Genomic DNA, 25,668 nt, shown 5'->3' with positions numbered 1-25,668 from the left:
ATAAGTAGGGAGATGTGTTAGAAAATGGTGGCGCGCATTCCTGAAGAAAAACTTAATGAAATTAAACAGGCAACTGATATTGTAGAGATCATTGGAGAACATGTATCCCTTACAAGACAAGGGCGCAATTTCATCGGTCTTTGTCCTTTTCACGGCGAAAAAACACCTTCTTTTACTGTATCGCCAGATAAGCAGATATTCCATTGCTTTGGCTGTCATGCAGGTGGAAATGTATTTACCTTTCTAATGGATTTAGAAGGCACTTCTTTTGTAGAAGTAGCTACAAGTCTTGCAGACAGAGCAAGCATTGATTTAGGAATTGAAATCAATGAATTGGAAAAAAAACTAGCTATCCCCAATGATTTACAGCAAATGATTGATGCACATGAATTATTATCTAAATTCTACCATCATTTGCTCGTAAATACAAAGGATGGTCAGCACGCATTGGAATATTTAACTAATAGGGGCTTTACATTACCTATTATTGAAAAGTTCCAAATAGGCTATACATTAAACTCTTGGGATTTAGCTGTGAAGTTTTTAGGGAAACGTAAATTCGATGTTTCACTACTAGAAAAAGCTGGTTTGATTGTAAAAAGTGAGAGGGATGAAAAATATTATGATCGTTTCCGCGATCGGATCATCTTCCCAATCAGTGATCGAAATGGTAACACAATTGCGTTTTCGGGACGTGCATTAGGGGATAATAATCCCAAATATCTTAACAGTCCCGAAACACCAATTTTTAATAAAAGCAATACACTTTACAATTTTCATAAAGCAAGGCCGATTATAAGGAAGCTACAACAAGCTGTTTTATTTGAAGGGTTTGCAGATGTTATAGCTGCTAATAGAGCGGGAGTGGAAAATAGTGTTGCGACAATGGGTACGTCCTTAACGGAAGAGCATATCGCAATTCTAAAAAGAAACGCGCGAAATATAACGATTTGTTATGATTCTGATTCAGCAGGGATAGAAGCGGCCTTTCGTGCAGGACAGCTTCTTACTAAGGCTAATTGTGTTGTTAAAGTAGTAATGTTACCAGATGGAATGGACCCTGATGATTATGTGAACAAATTTGGGGAAGATAAACTACAGCAGGAAATTCTTCATGGAAGTATTCCTTTTATGGGATTTAAAATGCTGTACTATCGAAGAGGGAAAAATCTTCAAAATGAAGGAGATAAACTCGCCTATATAGAAGAAGTAATAGGAGAAATTGCTAAACTGGATAAGGCGGTTGAAAAAGACCTCTATTTAAGACAATTGGCGGATGAATTTTCGCTATCTTTAGAGGCATTAAAGCAGCAGGAAATGCAGATGGAACAATCAAGTCCAAATGAATATGTTGATGAAAAAACGGTTGTTCCTGTAAAACAATATACAGTAAAAAAAAGAGCAGCCGGATTATTACCCGCATATCATACTGCAGAAAAAAGACTGCTTGCACATATGTTTAAAAGTGAGGATATTGCCTACAAAGTGCAAAGCTCATTACAGGGAAGAGCATTTAATATTGATGAACATCAAGCAATTTTTACTTATCTCCTTGCTTTTTATGAAAAGGGTCTAGGCACTGATACAAGTTCATTTATGAATTTTATTGATGATCCAGATTTGCAGCGGATTGTAGCCGAGATCGAAATGATGGAAGTGAATGAAGAGGTAAGTGAATTAGAAATTAGTGATTATATGAAACAAGTCACTAATTATGAAAAACTGCTTGAAATAAAGGAAAAAAAACAAATGCTTAAAGAAGCAGAACGTCAAAATGACTATATAAAAGCTGCACAAATTGGCATGGAAGTTCTATTATTAGAAAAAACGTTAAAATAGGTATATTATTGTCTTGATTTTTTGGAAGGAGGGGGACATATGGCTGAAAAGTCTGCCCGTTCAAAAGAGATTGAAACGGAACTAACCCTTGATCAGGTAAAGGAACAATTAACAGAAGTAGGTAAGAAAACAGGTGTGCTCGCATATGATGATATTGCGGAGAAATTATCTAGTTTTGAATTAGATTCACACCAGATGGATGAGTTTTATGAATTTTTAGGTGATCAGGGAGTCGAATTAATTGGTGATGGAGAAGAAGAAGCTCCAAATGTCCAAGAACTCGCTAAAGGGGAGGAAGAATTCGATTTAAATGACTTAAGTGTTCCCCCAGGTGTAAAAATAAATGATCCAGTTCGTATGTATTTGAAAGAAATCGGAAGAGTTGATTTGCTTTCAGCAGAAGAAGAAATAAACCTAGCAAAACGTATTTTACAAGGTGACGAAGAAGCAAAACGTCGTTTAGCAGAAGCTAATTTACGTTTAGTTGTAAGTATTGCCAAACGCTATGTTGGCCGTGGAATGCAATTCCTTGATTTAATCCAAGAAGGTAACATGGGCTTAATTAAAGCTGTTGAAAAATTTGATTATGAAAAAGGATTTAAATTTAGTACGTATGCAACATGGTGGATTCGTCAAGCAATTACGCGTGCAATTGCCGACCAGGCAAGAACAATCCGTATTCCTGTTCATATGGTGGAAACCATTAATAAATTGATACGTGTTCAACGTCAATTACTACAGGATCTTGGCCGCGAACCATCTCCAGAAGAAATTGGAGAAGATATGGATTTATCACCAGATAAGGTAAGAGAGATATTAAAAATTGCTCAAGAGCCAGTTTCCTTAGAAACACCGATTGGTGAAGAAGACGATTCCCATTTAGGCGATTTTATTGAGGACCAAGATGCTACTTCTCCTTCAGAGCATGCTGCATATGAATTGCTTAAAGAGCAATTAGAAGATGTATTAGATACACTAACAGATAGAGAAGAAAATGTGTTAAGATTGCGTTTTGGACTAGACGATGGTCGTACACGTACACTAGAAGAAGTTGGTAAAGTATTTGGTGTTACACGTGAGCGTATTCGTCAAATTGAAGCAAAAGCATTAAGAAAGTTAAGACACCCAAGCAGAAGCAAACGATTAAAAGATTTCTTAGAATAAGTTGCCAAAGGTTTAAGTGGTCTTCAAGTACGATCCTATAAAGAAATAGTTTACTTCCTGTAAGAAGTGGCTATTTCTTTTTTTTAAGGTTTTATTTTTTCTTGGTTTACTTAATTTAAACTACAGGAAGTGATACTTAAAAATGCAAGATCAGCGAAAAACGATTATTGTTAAGGAAATCGCTTATTGGAAAGAAAATAAAATGCTTCCAGAACATTATTGTGATTATTTACTTACCCTATATACTGAAGGTAATGGGGTAGAGGAAAATACAATTAGTAAAAAAAGAAGGGGTTTCTTACTTTCTTCTTTACTATTTTTTTCTTTCATCCCAATAACTATATTTTTATTATATTTTACTGAATTGTCTTTTATTTTGCAAATGGCTATTTCACTAATTTTTCTGATTTTTTGTTTTGTCGGTATTTTTTTGTATAATAAAAAACAGTTAAATGTAGATATCCCAGCCACTGTTGCTGCTATTATTTTTCTTTTATTCAGTGTAGCATTTGTTTTATACTTTTTTGTAAATGAAATAATATTTTTATATATCATTTTATTTCTTAATTGTTTATTTTGGTATATGTGCGGTAAAAGGTATAAACTGCTATATTTTACGATTTCTGCTTATATTGGAGCCTTTTTATTAGTCATACTTGTTGTATCCAAGTATATGTTTAACTAGAACTTGAAATGTGGGGGATATAATGAATACAGATAGATTATCAAAACGATTAGAAACCGTTGCTAAATACATACCTAGAAATTCAAAATTTGCGGATATTGGTTCAGACCATGCTTATTTGCCATGTTATATGGTAAAAAGAAAAGAAGTTCAGTCTGCCATTGCAGGTGAGGTGGTGGAAGGACCATATCAATCAGCGATTAAACAAGTAAAACAAGAAGGTTTTACTTCGAAAATATCTGTACGCAAAGGAAATGGTTTAGAAGTAATTGGAGAAAATGAAGTAGATTGTATTACCATTGCAGGAATGGGAGGGGCATTAATTACATCCATTTTGGAAAATGGAAAAGATAAATTACAATCTGTGCAGAGATTAGTCCTCCAGCCCAATATTAGTGCATTTTCAATTCGCGAGTGGCTATTAAAAAATAACTGGACTTTAGTGGCAGAAGAAATTTTAGAAGAGGATGGGAAAATATACGAGGTTCTAGTAGCGGAAAAAGGGGAATCTCCATCTTTATCCGAAGAAAGAGCCTTATTATTTGGACCATTTTTAATGAAAGAAAAAGATGCAGCATTCGTTAAAAAATGGAAGCTTGAGAAAAAGAATTGGCAAAGAATTCTTGATCAGTTAGAATCTGCACCTGACTCAGTGGAAAATATGCAGAAACGGACCGAACTACAGAATAAGATAAAATTAGTGGATGAGGTGATAAACAATGAAGAATATTAATGGTTATGAAATAATATCTTTATTTGAACAATTTTCCCCTAAAGTTTATGCAATGGAAGGAGATAAAATCGGGCTGCAGGTGGGAGACTTAAGTAGGCCAGTAAAACGTGTTATGATTGCTCTAGACGTTCTCGATGAGGTAGTCGAAGAAGCAATATCAAAAAAAGTGGATTTAATCATTGCTCACCATCCTCCTATTTTTCGCTCTCTTTCTAAAATAACAATGGACAATCCAGCAGGAAAATTAATGCATAAATTAATTAAGAATGATATTGCTGTATATGCTGCTCATACGAATCTTGATGTTGCAAAAGGCGGGGTAAATGACCTTTTAAGTGACGCTCTAGGCATTCAGGATGCGGAAGTTTTAGTTCCTACTTATGAAGAAAAATTAAAGAAATTAGTAGTATATGTCCCGAAAGAACATGTAGAACAAGTGAAAAAGGCGATTGGCGATGCAGGCGCAGGATCAATAGGGAATTATAGTCACTGCGTTTTTTCGACGGAAGGAATTGGAGAGTTTCAGCCATTGGAAGGAGCTGTTCCCTATATAGGAAGTGTTAATAAGCTGGAGCAAGTAGAAGAAGTCAAGATAGAATCGGTTTATCTTGCTTCGAAAGAAAAGAAAATAGTAAGAGCAATGGTAAAGGCACATCCATATGAGGAAGTGGCTTATGATATTTATGATTTACAGATAAAAGGAGAGCAGTTTGGATTAGGGCGTATTGGAAGAGTAGAAGAGACAACACTGGGAGAATTTGCTGACCATGTCAAAAAAGTCCTTGATGTAAATGGAATACGTGTAGTGGGGAATTTAGATTCTCGAGTTAAAAAAGTAGCAGTATTAGGTGGAGACGGCAATAAGTATTATTCACATGCTTTAATGAAAGGGGCAGATGTCTATATTACAGGGGATATGTATTATCATGTTGCCCATGATGCCCAAGCAGCGGGACTAAATATTATTGATCCAGGACACAATGTTGAAAAAGTGATGAAGAATGGTGTAACAAAAGTTTTAAAGAGGATGTGTGATGAGAAAGGATATGATGTGGAAATTTTCCCTTCCTTAACTCACACCGATCCTTTTACATTTGTATAATCTAGATTCAAGGTAAAAAGCGGACAAACTTTTGGAGGGAGACCAAGGGAATGTCTGCTTTTTTCTTTGTAAAGAAAGTATACAAGGGGCGTTTTTCAAGGGGGAACGCTGAAAAAGGAGTTGAACGCCGAAGTTAGAGAGAGAAAAGAGTAAAGCGGTGTTCATGAAAGGGATGAACACCGAAACCTAAGAGGGAAGAGAGCAAAATGGCGTTCATGAAAGGAATGAACGCCGAAATCGGAGAGGGAAGAGAGCAAAGTGGTGTTCATAAAAGGGGGTGAACGCCGAAATTACCAGTGAAGGAAGAAAACAAGCGTTCATAAAGAGAGAATGTACCAAAATAAAAACAAGCACTCCATTTAAAGAAGAGAGCGCTTGTTCTATACATTATTTTGCCTTAACTTTCGGCAAAATCTTATTTAAAGGAACTTTCTTTTCAAATTGCCATGTTTTCTCGTCTTCTGGATCGTATTGGTCTAGAAAATTTATTACCTCTTTCGTAATAGGAGTCGGAGTGGATGCACCAGCAGTCACTGCCACACTGCTCGCTCCTTTCAACCATTCTAGCTTGAGTTCTGAGATGTCTGCTATGCGATAAGCAGTAGTATGGGCAATTTCTTCGGAAACTTGTGCTAATCGGTTAGAGTTATTGCTCTTAGGGTCGCCAACCACAATTAATACATCTGCTTCACCTGCTTGTTTAGCAACAGCTTCTTGTCTAACTTGAGTTGCTAAGCAGATTTCTTTATGAAATTCAGCTTGTGGAAATTTTTCTTTAATGCTTTCCATTAAATCAGCTACATCCCATTGACTCATCGTTGTTTGGTTTGTTACAAGGATTTTCTCATGGTTAATTTCTAAGCCGCTAAGGTCCTCAAGTGTCTCTACTAGTGAGACGGCGTGTGGAGCGACACCAACAGCTCCTTCTGGTTCCGGATGGCCTTTTTTTCCTATATAAATGATGTAATAACCTTCTTTAACCTTTTCGCTAATTAAATCATGAGTTTTGGTTACATCTGGACAGGTTGCATCCAATGTTACTAACCCTTTTTCTTTCGCTATTCTGCGGACTTCTGGTGATACACCATGGGCAGTGAAAATGATTGTTCCTGAATCAACTTTATCTAATATTTCTTTTCTATTTTCTCCATCTAATGTGATAATACCTTCCTCTTCAAATGCATCTGTTACATGTTTATTATGAACAATCATCCCCAGAATGTAGATGGGGCGAGGTAATGTTTTATCTAAAGCAGCATTTCGAGCAATTACCATAGCATCAACAACACCGTAGCAATAACCTCGTGGTGCAATTTTAATAACTTTCATTCTCCGATTCCTCCTGCATGATCCTACTATATAACAAATATATTAAGTTATAGATACTATTATTTCCTTTATAATATAACATGTTTATTATATATAACATAAGAGAGGTTTACAAAGCATAAGTGTCTGGAAAATAAGTTAGCCAAAAAAGGATAAAAAAATACTGACCAACTGAAGCAAAAACCGATCCAATTCAAATATACTGAATGGTTTTGCTAGTTATGGCCAGCCGAATTTATACATAAAGTTTTGGTTTTGAGGCACCAGTAGTTTTTTCTGGTAATGATTCTGTTTCTGTTTCCAAATCATGATGATCTGTTTCGGGATTTTTAATTTTTTTCTTAGTTTGTGGTTTGCTAGTAGTTTTTTTATTTATTTCCTTACTTGTCTTTTGCTCCGTTACTTCTGTCTCTTCTGTCTCCTTATTTGAACTTGTTAGTCCTCTATACATTTTCCATATCGCAGGGATGTTTTTCACCATTGGTCCATATTGGTTAATCATGGGACCGATTTGGCTTGCGGTATTAAGGAATTTTTGAGAATTAGCCAAAAATCCATTAATGGAGGAAGGGTTAGTTAACGTTTTTAGCAATCCACCGCCTCCAGAAGCGGCACTTCTTGCTCCAGCATTCGTAGCTGCCCCAGCAGCATTATTGCCTCCTCCAAGTAATCTTGATAATAGTCCTCCGCCTCCGCCATTTCCTCTGCTAGGCATTGCACCTCTCCCCATCGGTCCGCCAGGAAAATTTGAAGGACCTCTCATTCCTGGCATTCTTCCGCCCATTTGCGGTCCTTGAAACGGTCCACGCTGTCTTGGTGGCATCATATTTAAAACGCCTCCTTTCACTTATACTACTTTATAGAATATGCAACAGATACTAATATGTTTAGGTTTTAACAGAAAATCTGGATAGCTAGCAAAAGAAAGATAAAAGCTAGAAATAGAGTAAAATACATTGGTAAAAATAAAAAGGGCGCACGTTATAGCCTTTTAAGCGATTTTTTATTATAATTAAATGATGGACAAAAGAGCTATAGGTAAATGTCAAATCTGTGCACACTCATTTATCTGGCTAATAAGGAGTTTTTATATGAGTAATAATCTATTTAACCAATATGAATTAAAACCATTTATTATAGATGCAATTGATGAATTAGGTTTTTATGAACCGACAGAAATTCAGCAGAAGGTCATTCCACTTATCTTAAAAGGGGAAAGCGCCATTGGTCAGTCACAAACAGGGACAGGCAAAACGCATTCTTATGTTTTGCCAATCATTGAAAAAGTCAATCCGGAAAAGCAAGCAGTGCAAGCAGTTATTACAGCGCCGACCAGAGAATTGGCTAATCAAATTTACCAAGAAATACAGAAAATTACGAAGCATTCTGATCAGCCGATTTCTTCGCGATTATTTATTGGGGGAACGGATAAACAACGTTCGATTGAAAAATTAAAAACGCAGCCACAAATTGTTGTTGGAACGCCAGGTAGAATTAATGATCTTGTCAACGAGCAAGCATTATTTGTGCATACAGCAAAAATCCTTATTGTCGATGAAGCAGATCTGATGCTAGATATGGGCTTTATTGAAGATGTGGATCAAATTGCTGCAAAAATGCCTAAGGATTTAAGTATGTTTGTTTTCTCAGCAACAATACCTGAGAAATTAAAACCTTTCTTAAAGAAATATTTAGAAAATCCAACCTTTATTCATATTGAGCCAAAGCAGTTAACGGCAGCAAAAATTGAACATGTGTTAATTCCTTCTAGACATCGAGATAAAATTACAACGGTATATGAGGCATTAGTAAGCTTTAATCCTTATCTTGCTATTGTATTTACAAATACAAAACAGATGTGTGATGAAGTTGCAAATGGTTTATCAAGTAAAGGTCTTAAAGTTGCTAGAATTCATGGTGGCTTAACACCTCGTGAACGTAAAAAAGTAATGAAACAAATTCTTGATTTAGAGTTTCAATATATTGTGGCAACAGACCTAGCAGCAAGAGGAATAGATATTAAAGGAATCAGTCATGTTATCAACTATGAGCTTCCGTCAGACTTAGATTTTTATGTACACCGTGTTGGTAGAACGGCCAGAGCTGGTTATTCAGGTATAGCATTAACGATTTATGAGCCTTCCGATGAGGACAAGCTTAATCAATTAGAAAAACTTGGCGTTGAATTTAAGCATATGGATCTAAAAAAGGGTGAGTGGATTGAATTAGATGATCGCAATCGTCGAAAAAACCGCAAAAAACAAGTAGATGAAATTGATTTAAAGGCAAAATCCCTTGTCAAAAAACCGAAAAAAGTGAAACCGGGCTATAAGAAGAAAATGCAGCAGCAAGTAGAAACAATTAAAAAGAGAGAAAAGCGTATTAAGAGTAGAAGAAAATAGGGAAAGAGGAGAGATTGAATTGCTGAAAATAGGTTCACATGTATCAATGAGCGGGAAAAAGATGTTATTAGGCGCAAGTGAAGAAGCAGCCTCCTATGGGGCAAATACTTTTATGGTCTACACAGGCGCACCCCAAAATACGAGAAGAAAAAAAATAGAAGATTTAAATATTGCTGCAGGACAGCTTCATATGGAGCAAAATGGAATTGGCGATATTATTGTACATGCACCGTACATTATTAATATTGCTAATACTACGAACCCGGCAACCTTTGAATTGGGTGTAAATTTCTTACGCAGTGAAATCGAAAGAACAGAAGCGCTAGGAGCAAAACAAATCGTGTTACATCCCGGTGCTCATGTAGGTGCTGGTGCGGATGTAGGGATTAAAAAGATTATTGAAGGCTTGAATGAAGTACTTACAGGAAATGAAAACTTACAGATTGCTCTTGAAACAATGGCTGGAAAGGGCTCTGAATGCGGTCGTACATTTGAAGAACTAGCGATGATTATGGAAGGCGTTACACATAATGATAAATTATCTGTATGCTTTGATACATGTCATACACATGATGCTGGTTACAATATTGTCGAGGATTTCGATGGGGTTTTAGAGGAATTCAATCGAATCGTTGGAATAGATAAATTAAAGGTATTGCATATTAATGATAGCAAAAATATCGTTGGTGCAAGAAAAGATAGACATGAGAATATAGGGTACGGGCAAATTGGCTTTGATCCATTAATGAAAATTGTTCATCATCCAGAGTTAGCGGATGTTCCAAAGATATTGGAAACACCGTATGTCGGTATCGATAAAACAAATAAAAAAGCGCCATATAAACATGAAATTGAAATGATTAAAAATAAAACCTTTAATGAAAACTTATTGCAAGAAATCCTAGAAAGTTAAAAAAACGCTCATCTGAGCGTTTTTTATTTCCATTAAGTAGATATTACTGTTCGGCAAATAAATTAAATAAATCATTTAGTTCTTTTGCTGTCGCAGGACTTGTTAATTTAGCTACCTCTCTAATTAATTGTGCACGTTCATTAGGCTTAAAAATATTTACCTTTCGGCCGTTAAGATGATTAGCAAGCTTTACTGCTTCTTCATTTGTAATTTTAATTTTGAATTGCTTACTGTATTTCAATAATTCAGTAGAGGTTATGTTGTTAATTTTATGATTGATTATGTTTTCAAAAATTTTCATGTCATCACTCCCCATTCTAACATATGTGGCGAATAACAAAAATGTGCTAACTTTTTTTGATTTCTTTGGCAAACTTATCTGGATGAGATATCTTTACAACAATCAATCGTTCTTGTATACTGATTTTGAATCATTTATTGTAAATAAATCGTAATGATTACTATAGATTTATATTTGTATATTGGGGAAATGAATATTTAGAGAGTATGATGTTTTTCTTCCTCATTATTCAATGAAATTATTTTAAAAAAGTGTAAGAGATGAGGTGGAGAAATGAATGTACAAACTGCACTTGATATTCTGAAGGAAAAAGGGTATAAACATACCGATAAAAGAGAAGATATATTGGCACTATTTTCTAATGAGAATAAATATTTAACAGCTAAGGATGTTCTGGAATCGCTAAAGGATGATTATCCGGGTCTTAGTTTTGATACAATTTATCGTAATTTATCCTTATTTGAAGAATTGGATATTTTTGAAATGACGGAATTAAATGGAGAGAAGCATTTTCGTTTTACTTGTTCGCACCAGCACCACCATCATCATTTTATTTGTTTAGATTGTGGAAAAACAAAAGAAATTATTACTTGCCCAATGGAAGAGCTATCAGAAAGCTTGAAAGGATACGATGTATCTGGTCATAAATTTGAGATTTACGGGAAATGCCCAGAGTGCAGAAATTAAAAAAACGAAGCATATCATAAGATATCGCTTCGTTTTTTTATAGAGATAGTATCTTGCAACGAATAAAGGAGTTATTTAACAGAAGACTTAGCCCATTCATCTACCCATTTTTTTGCTTCACTCCAAGAAGTTACGCGTTTAACACCCTTAGGAATCGGTTTCCGATTATAAGGTGTGTCAAAAAGAATAACTGGTATCCCTAATTCTTCATGGAGCATCACTGCATTATCATGCTTATCTTCAAAGAAAATATCAACCTTATTTTTTTGGGCGGCCGCTATTTTATGATGGGAACCAATTAACTCGATATGGTTAAAACTGATACCTTGATTAAGAAACCATTCTTTTGTCAATTCAAGCATTCCTTCGCCTCTAGCACTAATAAAGATAAGTTCATGTTGTTCAGCCCATTCTTGGAGAACAATATTTGCACCCTCTGCAAGAGGAGAGGCTGCATAAATTCTTGCCTCGTTTTCGATAAACCATTTGTCAAATTCCTCATTAGATACATTTACAAGAGGGTAAAATTCATACTGTACAACATCTTCTAGCGTAATATTTAATTGAAAGCTTTCATTTAAAAAAGGAACAAATGCAGCTGGGCTGGTTACTGTTCCATCAATATCGATTCCAAAACGCAATTTCTTCATTTTGTGCTCCTTTTCCACTGTTGTTCCTCTCTAGCTTACCAAATTATAAAGATAAGGAAAAGAAGGAAGAGAAAAATCATGTAAAACTTTAACAGACATAAGAATCAAAAACTTGGTGATGATAATAAATGCTCCTATGAAAGAAAGCGAGGGATTATCATGGCAGATCAAAATAGCAATGAAGGATATAGTCACGATTTTCAGGATAGAGAGCGAACTAAATCACCTGTAGATTATTTGGAAGAAACATCAGCAGAAATAACACCTCCAATGACTTATAATGCTACACCTCCGATGACCTCTGCTGATACACGCCCTGTCACCTCTGATGTAGAGGGGGACAGAGGAGTAGTAGGCGGTAAAGGGGTTGGTATTGCGGCGTTAGTAATTTCTATCCTATCATTATTTGTAATGCCTATCATTTTAGGGATTGTTGGGATAGTATTAGGTTTCGTCGCAAGAAGCAAAGGAGCAAGTTCATTAGGAACATGGGCTATTGCACTAGGTGCTATCTCCATTATCATTGGAATTTTTATTGCTCCATTCTTTTAGCAAGAAGCAATTAAAAAATCTAACCTCTTATTTGAGGTTAGATTTTCCTAAAGTTATGGCTGGACACTGATAGTATCCATCTCTTTTTCTTCTGCAGCTTTTTTTGCAAAGTATTCCGCTGCAATTGCATCGATTTCTTTCTTTAATTCTTCGACCATCGTATCTTCTGGAACCTTGCGGACTATTTTGCCTTTACGGAAAAGTAGGCCCTCTCCACGAGCTCCAGCAATGCCGATATCCGCTTCTCTTGCTTCTCCTGGTCCATTTACTGCACAGCCTAGCACAGCTACCTTAATAGGTGCCTTTATAGTAGAGATATAATCCTCTACTTCGTTTGCAATACTGATAAGATCAATTTCAATACGGCCGCATGTTGGGCAAGAAATTAATGTTGCAGCATTAGAGGAAAGTCCAAATGACTTTAACAGTTCTCTAGCAACTTTTACTTCTTCAACTGGATCAGCACTTAAGGAAATACGTAAAGTATTACCGATGCCTTTGCTTAAAATAGCACCTAACCCAGCAGCGCTCTTTACAGTACCAGCAAATAACGTACCAGATTCTGTTATTCCTAAATGTAGTGGGTAGTCAAAAGCCTTTGCTGCCTTTTCATATGCTTCTATTGCTAAGTTAACATCAGAAGCTTTCATGGAAACAATGATATCATGAAAATCAAGGTCTTCTAGTATTTTGATATGATGCAGGGCACTTTCAACCATGCCGTCTGCTGTTGGATATCCGTATTTCTCCAAGATTTTCTTTTCTAGCGAGCCGGCATTAACCCCAATTCGGATAGGAATTCCTTTCGCTTTTGCCGCTTTTACAACAGCTTCCACTTTTTCTCTTTTCCCAATATTACCTGGATTGATTCGGATTTTATCTGCTCCGCCTTCAATTGCTTTTAAAGCTAAACGATAATCGAAATGGATATCCACGACTAGTGGTATATTTATTTGCTTTTTAATTTCACTGATAGCATTTGCCGCACGTTCATCTGGACATGCTACGCGCACGACTTGACAGCCAGCTTCTTCTAAGCGTTTAATTTGGGCTACAGTAGCTTCCACATCATGTGTTTTAGTTGTGGTCATACTTTGGATAAATAATTCATTACTTCCCCCAATAGTAATATTACCTACTTTTATTGGTCGGGTTTTTGTACGATGTATAATTTCACTCAATGGTGATTCGCTCCTTTTATATTGGACAAGCCAAAATAATTAGCTTTTTATTTAATTCTTGATATCCTTACCTATTGTATCAATGAAACATTGAAATTGACAAGAAACTTGCTGAAAAATGCTTAGCTTTTTACTGGGAATACTTCTAGGATAGGTAAAAATGAACTTGTTGGTTAAAACAAAAAAACTTCCTCAGATTAGATTATTTTTGGAAGTTCTCTTTTATGCTATTTATAAATCGGAAATAGATAGGTTTGGCCAATTTGAATATCTTCCGGTTTTAATCCATCATTTAATTTTTGAAAGTCATTCACTACTGTCTCAAGACTAACGGATAAACCGCCAGTTGAATATTGTTCAACAATTGAAAGAACGGTGTCACCAGATTTTACTTTTTGCTCAAAGGATAAGGACGAATCTTGAGGAGTGCCCTGTGTCTCTATTGTAGGTTCTTGTTCTTTTTGGGAGGAGAGTGTGCCTTCGTTTAAATCAATATAGATGACATATATGGTAACTAGAACTGCAAAGGTAATAAAAAACCTTTTCATCGTAAATCCCCCTAAACTGATTATAGGAAATTATATGCTTGTCCCCTATTGGTTAGAACCAATGAAATGCTAGGAAGGTGGATATAGGTAAAAAGTCATAAAAATTAACATTAAATTACTTTGCCTTTACATGTCCTTAACAAATATTTGTGAAAATGTTTGAGAAGGGGGGACGAGTAGATGAATAAAATCAAGGACAGGAAAAAAGAAAAGGAAAAGCTTTCTATTCAAAATCGGTTATTTCTGTTTATCTTACCGTTATTTATTATTACTATCTTAATCTTGACATTTATTTCTATTAATAGTTCTACCAAAATGACTATTAAGATGATGCATGAAAGATTAGAAAAAGAGGCAAATACTATTTACGTAATGGCACAAAATACGATGTTAATGTATGTTGGCCAAGAAGAAAAGTTCCAAACAAAAATGGAACAAATAATTAGAGATCAAGATGCTAGTTTTGCCCAAGAAGGTTTAAATGCCTCTTTTTTTGTACTCACAGAAAAGGAAGTCAAGCCTTTTAAAGTAAGTCAAACATCCAATTTTACGTGGGAGGACTCCTTCATTCAAAAGGTAACTGATTTAGAATCGGGAGTATTGGAAACGAAATGGAATGGACAAACATATACCGTTGCCTTTCAGCAAATTCAAGAATTGAAGGGGATATATTTATTAGCAGTTCCACAAGAAGAATACCTGCATAATGTAAAGCAATTAAAAAATAGTTTATTACTGTTTTCGGCATTGAGTATTATTATTATTGCAATTGTTATTCGTTTTTTTGTTAAAACGATGGTAAGTCCCTTATTGAAATTACGGGAAATCATGCGGATTGCCAGAAATGGCCATTTAACAGAGGTAACATCCATTAAAAACTCGATACCAGAAATAAATTCGCTTATAAACAGCTACAATTTATTGATTAAGCGGTTAAAGCATGTCCTATCTGAGATGCAAGCAACAAGTGTTCATTTATCTAAAACAAACGATATATTACATACAGAAGCTGTGCAGATGATTGATAGTGGAGAAAACCTCACGGAAATGATAAATACGGTGAAAAATGGAGCTGAGCAGACAGCTATTAGCTCCGAACATAATATCAGTGTTTTTCAAGAAATGAAGGCATTAAGCGAGCAAATTGAAAAAAGCAGCCAGAAAATAAAGGAGCATACGGAAGAAATGAATCTTGCTGCCATTCATGGCGAAGAAAATATGAATAATTTGTTTGCCAGCCAACATGTACTGCAAGACAAAGTGAAAGTGATATATAGCAATAATGATTTATTAAATAACCATGCTTTATCGATTAAAAAGGTAGTAGAAGATATTAAAGGGCTGGCTGAACAAACCAAGCTTTTAGCTTTGAATGCCACATTAGAAGCGGCTCGAGCAGGCATCCAAGGAAAGGGATTTGCCGTAGTAGCTAATGAAGTAAGAAAACTAGCTGTTTTATCATCTAAATCCGCTGAGGATATTAAATCATTTACGCTCGATATGGATCAAATTATTCAAAAGTCATCATCTGATTTAGAAGATATTCAAATGAACTTCACGAAAAGTGCGGATTTAGTTCAAACAGCAACAGTTTCAATTGATCAGTTATTGGAGGGAATTTCTCTTGTTATTTTTGGGCTAAAAGATAACCATCATTTATTAAATGAACTCCAAGCTTTTTTTCCTAAAATGGAACATAGTACACTTCATGTTACATCGATTAGTCAACAAACACTTGCTAGTTCCGATGAAATGAAAAGGATAGGAGAAATACAGCAAGAGAGTATTCGCGTAAATGCCGAGATAAGCGCTAGATTAGCAACGTTAGTAGCCGCTTTAGAAGAGAATATTAAGATGGAGGAAAAAACTGCTCCTGAGGATGGGAGTGAATTAAATAGATAAACTGATGATTAAACCGCAATTGTAGCTTAATGTAGACAATTCCACTTTATAAATGAAAAAGCCAAACAATCGCACAAAGCGTTTATGATTGTTTGGCTTTATTTCTAAAATACCAAGAGTATTTTTCTTTATGGTTGCAGTGGCTTTTCTGTTTGTATTTCTTTAATAGCTAAGCAGACAAGGAATAAACTAATAAACCAATTTAATAAGTAGCCATTAGGAACAACTGTCTGTAAACAATCCATAATAGCAAAGAAAATTACTGGAATAGTGATACTGTAGACAGTGATTTTCCAGCATTGTGCATAAGTCAATCTTTTGCCGAATATTCTCGCGAAAAAGCTTCCAAACATAGAAAGCACAAGTGTTTGTAATGCTTTATAGAGAAGCATGAACAGAATGTAAATAACAACTAATATAATAATAAACACATAGGATAATGAATCCATTCCTTGGATAAAGTCAATGAGCTCCTCACTTGTCATTGTAAAGTTACCGAATGAGGAATATGCAAATGTTTGAGCTTGTCCAGAAGTTACTATTACGAATTCATTCTTTAAAAGGGCAACTGTATTTCCATAGGAACTAACCTTCGCGTGATCATAAGTTCCTGAGGAATCGACAATGATTGTTAAATCCGGCTTTTCAATAATAGTAGGTTCTTCATCATTATCTGTATGTAGGATATTATCACTTATTGTAAAAGAAGGTACTTCGTCCTCCATGGTTACACTAAACGTATGTATTGCTTCATTTATTCCCTTATTTAAATAATATAAATTAGGTAGTGATGCAATAATCGTCAAAAGCAACAAATAAATAATGGTTTTTCCGATACCTTGAAAACGGAAGCTTGCTATATCTTTTGGAGAATAGAGGCTTCGATAAAACTGCTTAAAAATATTCATTCTTACACATCCTTCAAAAGTTTCATTCCTATTGTATCTTTTTACAACCGATAGATACAAGTCCGAGCATTTGATTTGCAGAAAAAAGTGTGGTAAACAAGATGAATGGGTAACATAATAGATAAATAAGAAGAAAAGAGGATCGGTATGGATATTATTTATTGGACAATTATCAGTGTATTATTCATTATTGCGTTTATTGGATTGATTTATCCAATCATTCCAAGCGTGATCTTTATACTAGCCGGTTATCTTTTATATGGTCTGTTCTTTTCTTTCGAAGAACTTAGTATCCTATTTTGGATTATCCAAGGGATGTTTGTTATTTTATTATTCTTTGCCGATTCCGTATCTAATTGGATTGGAGTAAAGAAATTTGGAGGGACAAAGGCTGGTATCTGGGGAAGTACAATTGGATTACTTATAGGTCCTTTTGTTATTCCTGTGCTCGGAATTCTTCTTGGTCCATTTATTGGGGCAGTCCTAGCTGAGCTCGTTGTAAGTAAGACAAATTGGAAGAATGCCTTGAAAATTGGAGTAGGTTCATTAATAGGATTCCTAAGTAGTGTAGTAACAAAAGGAATTATCCAAGCAATCATGATTATTTATTTCCTCATTAAAATATAAAACAGGCTATAAGCTGAAATCCACAGACCTTCTTTCTGAAATGGAAAAACAACCTGAACGATTATTCGAAAGCATTGCCATTTCAGAATAATTGTTCGGGTTACTATTTGCTTAAAGTAAGTGTGTGCCAGCTTCTTTTAATTAAGTCCACAAATATCGACTGGACAATTTTGACAATCAACTGCTCTTTTTAAATAGGCAAGGTTTTTCACGGTGATTTTTTGGTTACTATAGTCTATTACTTCCCTTTCTCTTAAATCTTTTAATATGCGTTGAATCACTTCTCGTGTCCCAAAAGTTAAGTTTGCTAATTCTTGATGAGTGATAGGGATATCAATCAAAATGCCTTCATTATTTTTTATCCCAAAGGAATGACATAATCGGATTAAAATACTGTAAAGCCCCCCTTTTTTTCCATTCATAATAAGATCCTGGCATTTCATATGTGCTTTTAGATAGCCTGTACTTAACCAACTCGTAATAGAAGTTAATAAGACGGGGTCTTTTAATGCTAATTGTTCAAATTCTGTTCGGTCTATAGCAAGGACATCACAATCAGTTATACTTTTCGCAAAAAAATAGTATTTAGGAGAATGTTTAAATAATTGGTATTCCACTAATAATTCCTCATCATGAAGGATTTTAATGACGAATTCTTTTCCTTTTTCGTGTACTCTTCCAAGTGAAATGGTTCCATTTAATAATATATATATCTTTTGGACAGGGTCTTTTTCTTGGAAAAGTAAAGTCCCTTTTTTTATATGTTCTATTTTTTCAATCTCAAAAAAATGTTGTATGAGTAAACTATATAATGATAGCTGCACTTCATTCATAGGAAAGCACTCCTTAAAAAGCCTCTTTTCTTGATTAAAAAACATTGTGAAATATTTGTCAATCTCAAAATGGAATATAATGGAATTGTAGAAACTGTAATGATTTTTAGGAATATCAGGAATGCTGATGCATTGGGCGAAAATGAAAAAATGACAATTTAACGAACTTATTCTAGGAGAATCTTAGTAGTATATTTATAAATAGGTAATACTTAAGGGTGATGTTAATCACAAGAGAATACAAAGCATTTTTACTTAAGGAATCGAAGAGAGATAGTTAATATATATAAAGAAATAAAATGCTTTTCTCCTTACTGATAGTAAAAGGAAAAAACCATTTGGTATTAGAACTTTAGATTCTTTTATTGAGACGTTTTAAAATGATAACAAATGGGTACTTTAAAAAGGGAATCTTTTCAAGCAAATTGATTGAAAGTAAGCACTTTATTTGATAAGGTATTGTTAAAGGCTTCTCATATAATAATTGTCGGAATAGGGCAAACTATTAGAGGGAAGAACATAATACATAAAATATTAGGAGGAATTAGACATGGCATATTCATTACCACAATTACCTTATGCTTATGATGCATTAGAACCACACATTGATAAAGAAACGATGAACATTCACCATACGAAACATCACAATACTTATGTAACAAATTTAAATAATGCATTAGAAGGAAATGATGAATTACTATCTAAAACAGTGGAAGAGCTTGTATCTAATCTTGATGCAGTTCCAGAAGCTGCTCGTACTGCAGTTCGTAACAATGGTGGCGGTCATGCAAACCATTCATTATTCTGGGAAGTAATTTCTCCAAATGGTGGCGGTCAACCAACTGGTGATTTAGCTGCTGCTATTGACAGCAAGTTTGGAAGCTTTGAAAACTTTAAAGAAGAATTTTCAAAAGCTGCTACAACTCGATTTGGTTCTGGTTGGGCTTGGCTAGTTGTGAACAACGGTGAATTAGAAGTTACTAGCACACCAAATCAAGATAATCCATTAATGGAAGGTAAAACACCTGTTTTAGGATTAGATGTTTGGGAACATGCTTACTACTTAAATTACCAAAACCGTCGTCCTGAATATATTAGTGCATTCTTTAATGTTATTAATTGGGATGAAGTAGCAAAACGTTTTGCTGCTGCAAAATAAGAAATAGAAATGCAAAAACCTGTGAGCATATATTGTTTACAGGTTTTTTTATTGTTCCATTTTATCGGTCATAATGTGGTCTTATTTTCATAATTGTTAGTTTTTATATATAATGCATAACGAAATTTGTTTTGTTAGAAACTACTCTAGAACAAAGGGGAGTTTCTATGATGAAAATAGGAAAATTAATAGGTGATGTAGAGCTAACAAAAGATTTGAAAATTTTGTTGGTTACAGGAGGGCTGTACTCACTTAGTGTAGCACTTTCTAATACTTTCGTTAACGTGTTTCTATGGAAACAATCAGGTGAATTTAGAGATTTAGGCTTATATAATCTTGCTATCATTTTGTTGCAACTATTTACCTTTACACTTGCTGGCAGATGGGCGAAGAAAATTGACCGAGTTATTGTATTTCGAATTGGAGTAGCTTTTCTTACCATATTCTATTTAACAGTATTACTGATAGGAGACAAAGCATCAACGTTTCTGTTAGTACTAGGAGCCATTCTTGGAATTGGCAACGGATTTTATTGGTTAGCCTATAATGTCTTAACTTTTGAAGTAACAGAACCAGAAACGAGAGATTTCTTTAATGGTTTTTTGGGATTGTTAAATTCTGTTGCTGGTATGATTGGACCAATGATTGCAGGATATATTATCTCCCAGCTCACGAAGTCTACAGGGTATATGATTGTTTTTGGAATGTCTCTTGGTCTTTTTCTTCTCGCGGTTGTTTCAAGTTTCTTTCTAAAAAGACGGCCAGCAGAAGGTAAATATTTTTTTAAAAGAATTGTCAAAGAGCGAAAACATAATTATAACTGGAAATTGATTACGAATGCTCATTTTTTCCAAGGGTTACGAGAAGGTGTCTTTGCATTTATGATAACTGTCTTTGTTTATATAGCAACAGATAGTGAATTAGCTTTGGGAAAATTTGGGTTGATCAATTCAGGAATTTCCTTTATTGCCTATTATATTGTTTCAAGGACAGTCAAAAATAAGAATCGGAATAAGTCCATTTTAATTGGAGGAATAATGTTATTCTTATCGATGTTTATTATTGTTTTTGACTTTTCTTATACGAAATTATTGATTTATGCAGGTATAATAGCTATTGCTTACCCATTAATTTTAGTACCTTACACCAGCTTGACCTTTGATGTTATTGGAAAAGGCTGGAAAGCAGGAGAAATGAGAATAGAATATATAGTAGTGAGGGAATTGTTTCTCAATCTGGGAAGACTTTTATCGGTTCTTCTTTTTATCATTGGCGTCAGTGTATTCAATCCAAATAAAGTAATCCCGATACTGTTATTTATACTAGGAAGTGGACATTCTGTGATCTATTTCTTTGCTCGAAAGATTAGGTGGAAAACAGCATAAAGCAAAAAAGGATTTGTCATATCTACAGATCCTTTTTTGCTTTATCAATAAGGTGAAGAAAAGAGTATTCAGTTAAATATAAAATAATCATATAGTAATCTTTGTAAATTTCCTTTAAAATAGAAAATAGGAAAGTTTTGGAGGAAAAGGTGGAATCGATCGTGGGGGAAAAAAAGAAAAAAAAGAGAAATCCAATACCTTTAAGAGTTAACATTATATTCTTTACGGTATTTTTATTGTTTTCAGCACTTATTTTAAGATTAGGATTTGTTCAGATTGTTTATGGAGATGAATATAAAAAGCAAGTCGAGAAGAAAGAGGACATTATCATCAGCACATCTGTCCCAAGAGGAGAAATCTATGATCGAACGGGAGAAAGCATTGTAAGTAATGTCGGTAAAAATGCGATTACCTATACGAATTGGAAAAAATATAAACCGAATGAAATGCGGGATACCGCCGAAGAATTAGCAAAAATTATTAAGATGGACAGTGAAAAAGATCTTAAAAAGATATCAGAAAGAGATAAAAAAGATTACTGGATTCTTATTCATCCGAAAGAAGCAAAGAAGAAAATACCCAAAAAAGAAAATGAGAAACTACAAGAACAATATAAGAATGACAATAAAGAATACCAAAAAGCATATGATGAACTTTTGCGTGAGCGGATAACAGAAAAGGATTTAAACACACTTACAGATCTAGATATGGAAACATTAGCTATTTATCGGGAATTTCAAAGCGGATATTACTATACACCACATATTGTTAAAAATGAGGGGGTTACCGATAAGGAAATCGCTGTAATCAGCGAAAATTTGGACAAACTGCCAGGTGTCGATACAGTTCGGGACTGGGACAGAAAATATGATTTTGGGTCGACATTAAAAACCGTATTAGGGAATGTCAGTACTTCACAAAGAGGGGTTCCTGCAGAAGAAAAAGACAGCTATATAGCAAAAGGTTATAGCATGAACGATAGAGTCGGACTTAGCTATTTAGAAAAGCAATATGAAGATATTTTAAAAGGACAAAAGAAGAAAGTTAAGTTTATGAAAGATAAAAAAGATGAAATAGTTAATTCGGAAGTGATTGCCAATGGAGCTGCCGGTAATGACTTAGTATTGACAATTGATATGAAATTACAGCTAGAAGTAGAAAAAATTATTGAAGAAGAGCTGAAAAAGACGAAATATGGCTATGCTGGCACTCAATATTTAGATAGAGCATTTGTCGTATTAATTGATCCTCATACGGGTGAAGTATTAACGATGGCCGGAAAGCAGTTAGGCAAAGATGAGAAAACAGGCAAGCAAGTTGTGCAGGATTTTGCGTTAGGTAATATTACTACTTCTTATAATGTTGGCTCCGTTGTCAAAGGTGCAATGGTATTGACAGGATATAAGGAAGGGGTTATTTCTCCGGGAGCTCCCATACTAGATGCAACCATGCAAATTAAAGGATCGCCTCCTTTTAAATCATGGAAACCAATGGGCATGATCAATGATTTAACAGCGTTAAAAGAGTCATCTAACGTCTATATGGCTAAAACAGCTATTAAGATTGGGAAAGGGCATTATGGTTATATGCAGCCATTAAACATTGATTTGGAAGCATATCCTAAAATCAGGAATTCCTTTTCAGAATTTGGGTTAGGTATTCGGACTGGAATTGATTTACCAAATGAAACGGCTGGGTTGAGAGGAGTAGTGGATCCAAACCAGCCAGCAAACCTAATGTTCTTGTCGATTGGACAATATGATACGTATACGAACATGCAGTTAGCCCAATATGTTTCAACAATTGCTAATGGAGGGTATCGTATTCAGCCACACTTAGTGAAAGAAATACGTGAAACTTCTAAGGAAGAAGGGAAGTTAGGACCGATTGTTCAAGAAATTCAACCAAAAGTATTAAATAAGTTGGAATTGAAGCCTGGATGGATGGAGCAAATTCATAGAGGATTTCGTCTTGTTATGACAAGTGGTACAGGAGCTAAAGCTTTCGCGGGTTCTTCTTATAGTCCAGCGGGAAAAACTGGCACGGCTGAGGCCTTTTATGATGGACCATTAAGAAAAAATAGAGATGGAGAACCGCCCCAAGTAATGAATGTAAGCTTAATCACCTATGCGCCTTCCGAAAACCCAGAGGTTGCCATGGCTGTCATGGTTCCTTGGGTGTACACAACCAACAATGGACCATCACCAAACTTAACTATCGGAAAACGTGTTATGGATAAATATTTTGAATTAAAGAAAGAAAAAGAATAGATTAAGAGTTTCTTAAATAAAAAACACTATCTATGGGTATGTACATTGCTGCCTTTTAGATAGTGTTTTTGGTTTTTTTTGGATAAAAGAAAGGTGGATATATAGATGTATTTCCTCCCATATTAATGAATAACAGAGCAACTTATAGCAAGATTTGATACATTCAACAATCCTAGCATATTATTCCAATTAGTTATTAATAGAATAATCTACGATTTTCTATTACAATAGAAAAAGAATATCGAAGGAAAGTGTGATTAAACGTTGGGAAAAAAGAAAAAGAAAAAAACGATACCTGTACGTCTTAACATTATTTTCTTTTTTGTCTTTTTATTATTTTCAGCATTGATTCTGCGCCTAGGCTTTGTGCAGATTGTTTATGGTGAAGATTATAAAAGAGAATTAGAGAAAACAGAAGATGTTACAGTAAATACCTCTGTACCACGTGGCAAAATGTATGATGCAACAGGAAAAGTGATAGTAGATAATGTAGCAGAAAAAGCAATTACTTATACGAATTCTGGTGCGAAACAAGAAGATATGCTCAAAACCGCTGAATTACTTTCAAAATATATTATAAAAGATACGAAAAAGGTGACGGAGCGCGAGAAAAAAGACTATTGGATTATAAAAAATAAAAAAGAAGCGGAAAAGAAAGTCACTGAAAAGGAAAAAAAAGCTTTAGCTGAGAAGTATCCAGATCAAGAAGAATACAATAAGCAAGTGTATCAGTTGCAGCTGGATCGGATTACCGCGGAGGATATAAAAACACTTACTAATCATGATTTAGAAGTGCTAGCTATCTATCGTGAGTTTATCAGCGGTTATAAACTAACACCGCAAATGGTCAAAAATAAAGAGGTAAGCGACGAAGAATTTGCTGTAGTTAGTGAGAATTTAGAAGCCTTACCTGGTGTCGATACGACAACAGATTGGGAGAGATCCTATGCATTTGGGGATACCCTGAAATCTGTTTTAGGGAATGTGAGCTCCGCTGAAAGAGGACTGCCAGCAGAGAAATTAGATTATTATGTTTCCCGAGGATATAGCAGAAATGATCGGGTCGGTACCAGTTACTTAGAACTTCAATATGAGGATGTTCTTAAAGGGCAAAAAGAGAAAATCCGCAATAAAACAGACAAAAAAGGTAATATTGTTAGTACCGAAGTCATTACAGAAGGAAAACGTGGCAATGATTTGGTACTATCAATTGATATGGAGCTTCAATTAAAAATAGAAAAAATCATTGAGGAAGAATTAAAAAAAGCAAAAACATTTGCGGGAACGAAATTACTTGATCGTGCCTATGTTGTTTTAATGAATCCCAATACAGGGGATGTCCTGTCCATGGCAGGGAAACGACTAGTGAAAAATGATAAAACAGGTAAAATAGAAGTTCAAGATGATGCACTTGGTAATATTACAACTACTTACAACGTAGGTTCTGTTGTAAAAGGTGCAACTGTTTTAACTGGTTATAAAACAGGAGCGATTTCTCCTGGGACAGTATGGAATGATACACCTGTGAAAATTGGAAATACCATCAAAAAATCGTGGACGACAATGGGACCAATCAACGATCTTACCGCTTTACAACGCTCATCCAATGTTTATATGTTTAGAACGGTAATGAACATGGCTGGTGCTAACTATGTATACGGTAAACCACTATCTGTTTCATTAGCTGACTTCTCGTTAGTGAGAAATGAATTTGCCCAATATGGACTTGGAATCCGTACTGGTATTGATTTGCCGAATGAGCAAGTTGGCTTTAAAGGACAAGACACACTGCCAGGTTTCTTACTGGATTTATCCATTGGACAATATGATACGTATTCCAATATGCAGCTTGCCCAATATGTTTCCACCATTGCTAATGGCGGAAACAGAATGGAACCACATATTGTAAAAGAGATCCGCGAACCAGTGGCGGATGACAGTACACTTGGACCGGTAGTAGAAACAGTTAAACCAAAAGTATTAAATAAGGTTGATGTCAAACCTGAATGGATCAAACGGGTACAGCAAGGATTTAAAATGGTGGCACAAACTCCAAAAGGTACTGCTTATTCTAATCTAGGTGGAAAGGATTATTCACCTGCAGCAAAAACAGGGACAGCAGAGGCATTTTACGATGGACCTTCTCGCAGTGATTATGGAAAAGAACCGCCGCAAGTTATGAATTTAAGTTTAATCAGCTACGCACCTTCCGATAATCCAGAAGTTGCCATGGCTGTAATGGTTCCTTGGGCATACCAAGGAAGTGTGGATAATGGTGCCAATAAGAAAATTGGAGAACGCGTTTTGGATGCGTATTTTGATTTGAAAAAAGAAAGACAAAAAGAAGAGAAAAAAGACAAATAATAGGATCAAAAAGGACAAAACTAGCATTTACTAGTTTTGTCCTTTTTTTATTTGAAAAAGAGTACGAAAACCTTCTAAATTTACAATGTGTTTACATTGATTTACAAATAGTTAAAACCAAGTTAATACTAAAG

At 35.0% G+C, this 25,668-nt stretch carries 23 protein-coding genes; 14 read left to right on the top strand and 9 right to left on the bottom strand.

Features of this window, described 5'->3' with window-relative positions; all coding sequences use genetic code 11:
• Positions 1–24 precede the first annotated feature (24 nt).
• Together dnaG and rpoD are read left to right on the top strand one after the other, a co-directional pair.
• Positions 25–1,839, top strand: coding sequence for a DNA primase (gene dnaG, locus BCI01S_RS10285; RefSeq protein ID WP_061798593.1), 1,815 nt, complete (start codon positions 25–27; stop codon positions 1,837–1,839).
• A gap of 39 nt (positions 1,840–1,878) precedes the next feature.
• Positions 1,879–3,003: an RNA polymerase sigma factor RpoD gene (gene rpoD, locus BCI01S_RS10280; protein WP_047941284.1), complete on the top strand. Its 1,125-nt coding sequence runs from the start codon at positions 1,879–1,881 to the stop codon at positions 3,001–3,003.
• 225 nt (positions 3,004–3,228) lie between these two features.
• Here the strand turns inward: rpoD and BCI01S_RS25240 are convergent, their stop codons facing one another.
• Positions 3,229–3,558: a hypothetical protein gene (locus tag BCI01S_RS25240; RefSeq protein WP_141231675.1), complete on the bottom strand. Its 330-nt coding sequence runs from the start codon at positions 3,556–3,558 to the stop codon at positions 3,229–3,231.
• A 152-nt stretch (positions 3,559–3,710) separates the two neighbouring features.
• On the opposite strand from BCI01S_RS25240, the gene BCI01S_RS10270 reads away from it, so the two are divergent.
• Entirely contained in the window at positions 3,711–4,421 is a 711-nt protein-coding gene (locus tag BCI01S_RS10270) for a tRNA (adenine(22)-N(1))-methyltransferase (RefSeq protein ID WP_061798589.1), read from the top strand.
• Complete coding sequence (locus BCI01S_RS10265; RefSeq protein WP_061798587.1) at positions 4,408–5,523, top strand: Nif3-like dinuclear metal center hexameric protein; 1,116 nt, start codon at positions 4,408–4,410, stop codon at positions 5,521–5,523. Before BCI01S_RS10270 ends, BCI01S_RS10265 begins: the two co-directional genes overlap by 14 nt.
• A 387-nt stretch (positions 5,524–5,910) precedes the next feature.
• On the opposite strand, the gene BCI01S_RS10260 is transcribed toward BCI01S_RS10265, so the two are convergent.
• Together BCI01S_RS10260 and vrrA are read right to left on the bottom strand one after the other, a co-directional pair.
• The gene (locus BCI01S_RS10260; protein WP_047941280.1) at positions 5,911–6,852 is read right to left on the bottom strand and encodes a 4-hydroxy-3-methylbut-2-enyl diphosphate reductase; all 942 of its coding nucleotides are present in this window, start codon (positions 6,850–6,852) and stop codon (positions 5,911–5,913) included.
• Between the two features lie 235 nt (positions 6,853–7,087).
• Positions 7,088–7,678 carry a VrrA/YqfQ family protein gene (gene vrrA, locus BCI01S_RS10255; RefSeq protein ID WP_061798584.1) on the bottom strand — a complete coding sequence of 197 codons (591 nt, stop codon included), beginning with the start codon at positions 7,676–7,678 and terminating at the stop codon, positions 7,088–7,090.
• A gap of 265 nt (positions 7,679–7,943) precedes the next feature.
• Between vrrA and BCI01S_RS10250 the strand changes: the two genes are divergently transcribed.
• Both BCI01S_RS10250 and BCI01S_RS10245 read left to right on the top strand, forming a co-directional pair.
• Entirely contained in the window at positions 7,944–9,254 is a 1,311-nt protein-coding gene (locus BCI01S_RS10250) for a DEAD/DEAH box helicase (RefSeq protein WP_047941279.1), read from the top strand.
• Positions 9,255–9,273: 19 nt separating this feature from the next.
• Positions 9,274–10,167, top strand: a complete 894-nt coding sequence (locus tag BCI01S_RS10245; protein ID WP_061798582.1) for a deoxyribonuclease IV — start codon at positions 9,274–9,276, stop codon at positions 10,165–10,167.
• Positions 10,168–10,210: 43 nt separating this feature from the next.
• Here BCI01S_RS10245 and BCI01S_RS10240 read toward each other — a convergent pair whose 3' ends face one another.
• Positions 10,211–10,468 (bottom strand): DUF2624 family protein, encoded by a 258-nt coding sequence (locus BCI01S_RS10240; RefSeq protein WP_016202998.1) that lies wholly within the window; start codon positions 10,466–10,468, stop codon positions 10,211–10,213.
• A gap of 273 nt (positions 10,469–10,741) precedes the next feature.
• Here BCI01S_RS10240 and zur point away from each other — a divergent pair, with 273 nt between their 5' ends.
• A complete protein-coding gene (gene zur, locus BCI01S_RS10235; RefSeq protein WP_047941277.1) occupies positions 10,742–11,155 on the top strand; it encodes a zinc uptake transcriptional repressor Zur in 414 nt (137 codons plus the stop codon).
• Positions 11,156–11,226: 71 nt separating this feature from the next.
• Here zur and BCI01S_RS10230 read toward each other — a convergent pair whose 3' ends face one another.
• A complete protein-coding gene (locus tag BCI01S_RS10230) occupies positions 11,227–11,805 on the bottom strand; it encodes a 5' nucleotidase, NT5C type (RefSeq protein ID WP_061798579.1) in 579 nt (192 codons plus the stop codon).
• A gap of 159 nt (positions 11,806–11,964) precedes the next feature.
• Between BCI01S_RS10230 and BCI01S_RS10225 the strand changes: the two genes are divergently transcribed.
• Complete coding sequence (locus tag BCI01S_RS10225; protein WP_061798577.1) at positions 11,965–12,357, top strand: DUF4190 domain-containing protein; 393 nt, start codon at positions 11,965–11,967, stop codon at positions 12,355–12,357.
• 53 nt (positions 12,358–12,410) lie between these two features.
• On the opposite strand, the gene ispG is transcribed toward BCI01S_RS10225, so the two are convergent.
• Both ispG and yqfZ read right to left on the bottom strand, forming a co-directional pair.
• Entirely contained in the window at positions 12,411–13,529 is a 1,119-nt protein-coding gene (gene ispG / locus BCI01S_RS10220) for a flavodoxin-dependent (E)-4-hydroxy-3-methylbut-2-enyl-diphosphate synthase (protein WP_171510336.1), read from the bottom strand.
• A gap of 236 nt (positions 13,530–13,765) precedes the next feature.
• Entirely contained in the window at positions 13,766–14,086 is a 321-nt protein-coding gene (yqfZ, locus tag BCI01S_RS10215) for a protein YqfZ (protein WP_061798573.1), read from the bottom strand.
• Between the two features lie 180 nt (positions 14,087–14,266).
• Here yqfZ and BCI01S_RS10210 point away from each other — a divergent pair, with 180 nt between their 5' ends.
• Positions 14,267–15,988 carry a methyl-accepting chemotaxis protein gene (locus tag BCI01S_RS10210; protein ID WP_047941273.1) on the top strand — a complete coding sequence of 574 codons (1,722 nt, stop codon included), beginning with the start codon at positions 14,267–14,269 and terminating at the stop codon, positions 15,986–15,988.
• Positions 15,989–16,116: 128 nt separating this feature from the next.
• Here BCI01S_RS10210 and BCI01S_RS10205 read toward each other — a convergent pair whose 3' ends face one another.
• Complete coding sequence (locus BCI01S_RS10205) at positions 16,117–16,896, bottom strand: DUF1189 domain-containing protein (protein WP_047941272.1); 780 nt, start codon at positions 16,894–16,896, stop codon at positions 16,117–16,119.
• 147 nt (positions 16,897–17,043) lie between these two features.
• On the opposite strand from BCI01S_RS10205, the gene BCI01S_RS10200 reads away from it, so the two are divergent.
• Positions 17,044–17,523: a DUF456 domain-containing protein gene (locus BCI01S_RS10200; protein ID WP_047941271.1), complete on the top strand. Its 480-nt coding sequence runs from the start codon at positions 17,044–17,046 to the stop codon at positions 17,521–17,523.
• Between the two features lie 137 nt (positions 17,524–17,660).
• Here the strand turns inward: BCI01S_RS10200 and BCI01S_RS10195 are convergent, their stop codons facing one another.
• Positions 17,661–18,356: a Crp/Fnr family transcriptional regulator gene (locus BCI01S_RS10195; protein WP_053215611.1), complete on the bottom strand. Its 696-nt coding sequence runs from the start codon at positions 18,354–18,356 to the stop codon at positions 17,661–17,663.
• Between the two features lie 550 nt (positions 18,357–18,906).
• On the opposite strand from BCI01S_RS10195, the gene BCI01S_RS10190 reads away from it, so the two are divergent.
• The 4 genes from BCI01S_RS10190 to BCI01S_RS10175 all read left to right on the top strand — a co-directional run bounded on the left by BCI01S_RS10190 (position 18,907) and on the right by BCI01S_RS10175 (position 25,534).
• The gene (locus BCI01S_RS10190) at positions 18,907–19,515 is read left to right on the top strand and encodes a superoxide dismutase (RefSeq protein WP_061798570.1); all 609 of its coding nucleotides are present in this window, start codon (positions 18,907–18,909) and stop codon (positions 19,513–19,515) included.
• Between the two features lie 167 nt (positions 19,516–19,682).
• Positions 19,683–20,900, top strand: a complete 1,218-nt coding sequence (locus BCI01S_RS10185) for an MFS transporter (RefSeq protein ID WP_061798568.1) — start codon at positions 19,683–19,685, stop codon at positions 20,898–20,900.
• A 149-nt stretch (positions 20,901–21,049) separates the two neighbouring features.
• Positions 21,050–23,170, top strand: a complete 2,121-nt coding sequence (locus BCI01S_RS10180) for a peptidoglycan D,D-transpeptidase FtsI family protein (RefSeq protein WP_235844480.1) — start codon at positions 21,050–21,052, stop codon at positions 23,168–23,170.
• A 264-nt stretch (positions 23,171–23,434) separates the two neighbouring features.
• Positions 23,435–25,534 (top strand): peptidoglycan D,D-transpeptidase FtsI family protein, encoded by a 2,100-nt coding sequence (locus BCI01S_RS10175; protein WP_061798565.1) that lies wholly within the window; start codon positions 23,435–23,437, stop codon positions 25,532–25,534.
• The last annotated feature ends 134 nt before the right edge of the window (positions 25,535–25,668 follow it).

Origin of the sequence: Niallia circulans NBRC 13626 (assembly GCF_001591585.1) — a bacterium.
Lineage (GTDB): Bacteria > Bacillota > Bacilli > Bacillales > Cytobacillaceae > Niallia > Niallia circulans.
The sequence above is the reverse complement of the archived record's forward strand: the minus strand, read 5'-3'. Positions and strand labels throughout refer to the sequence as shown.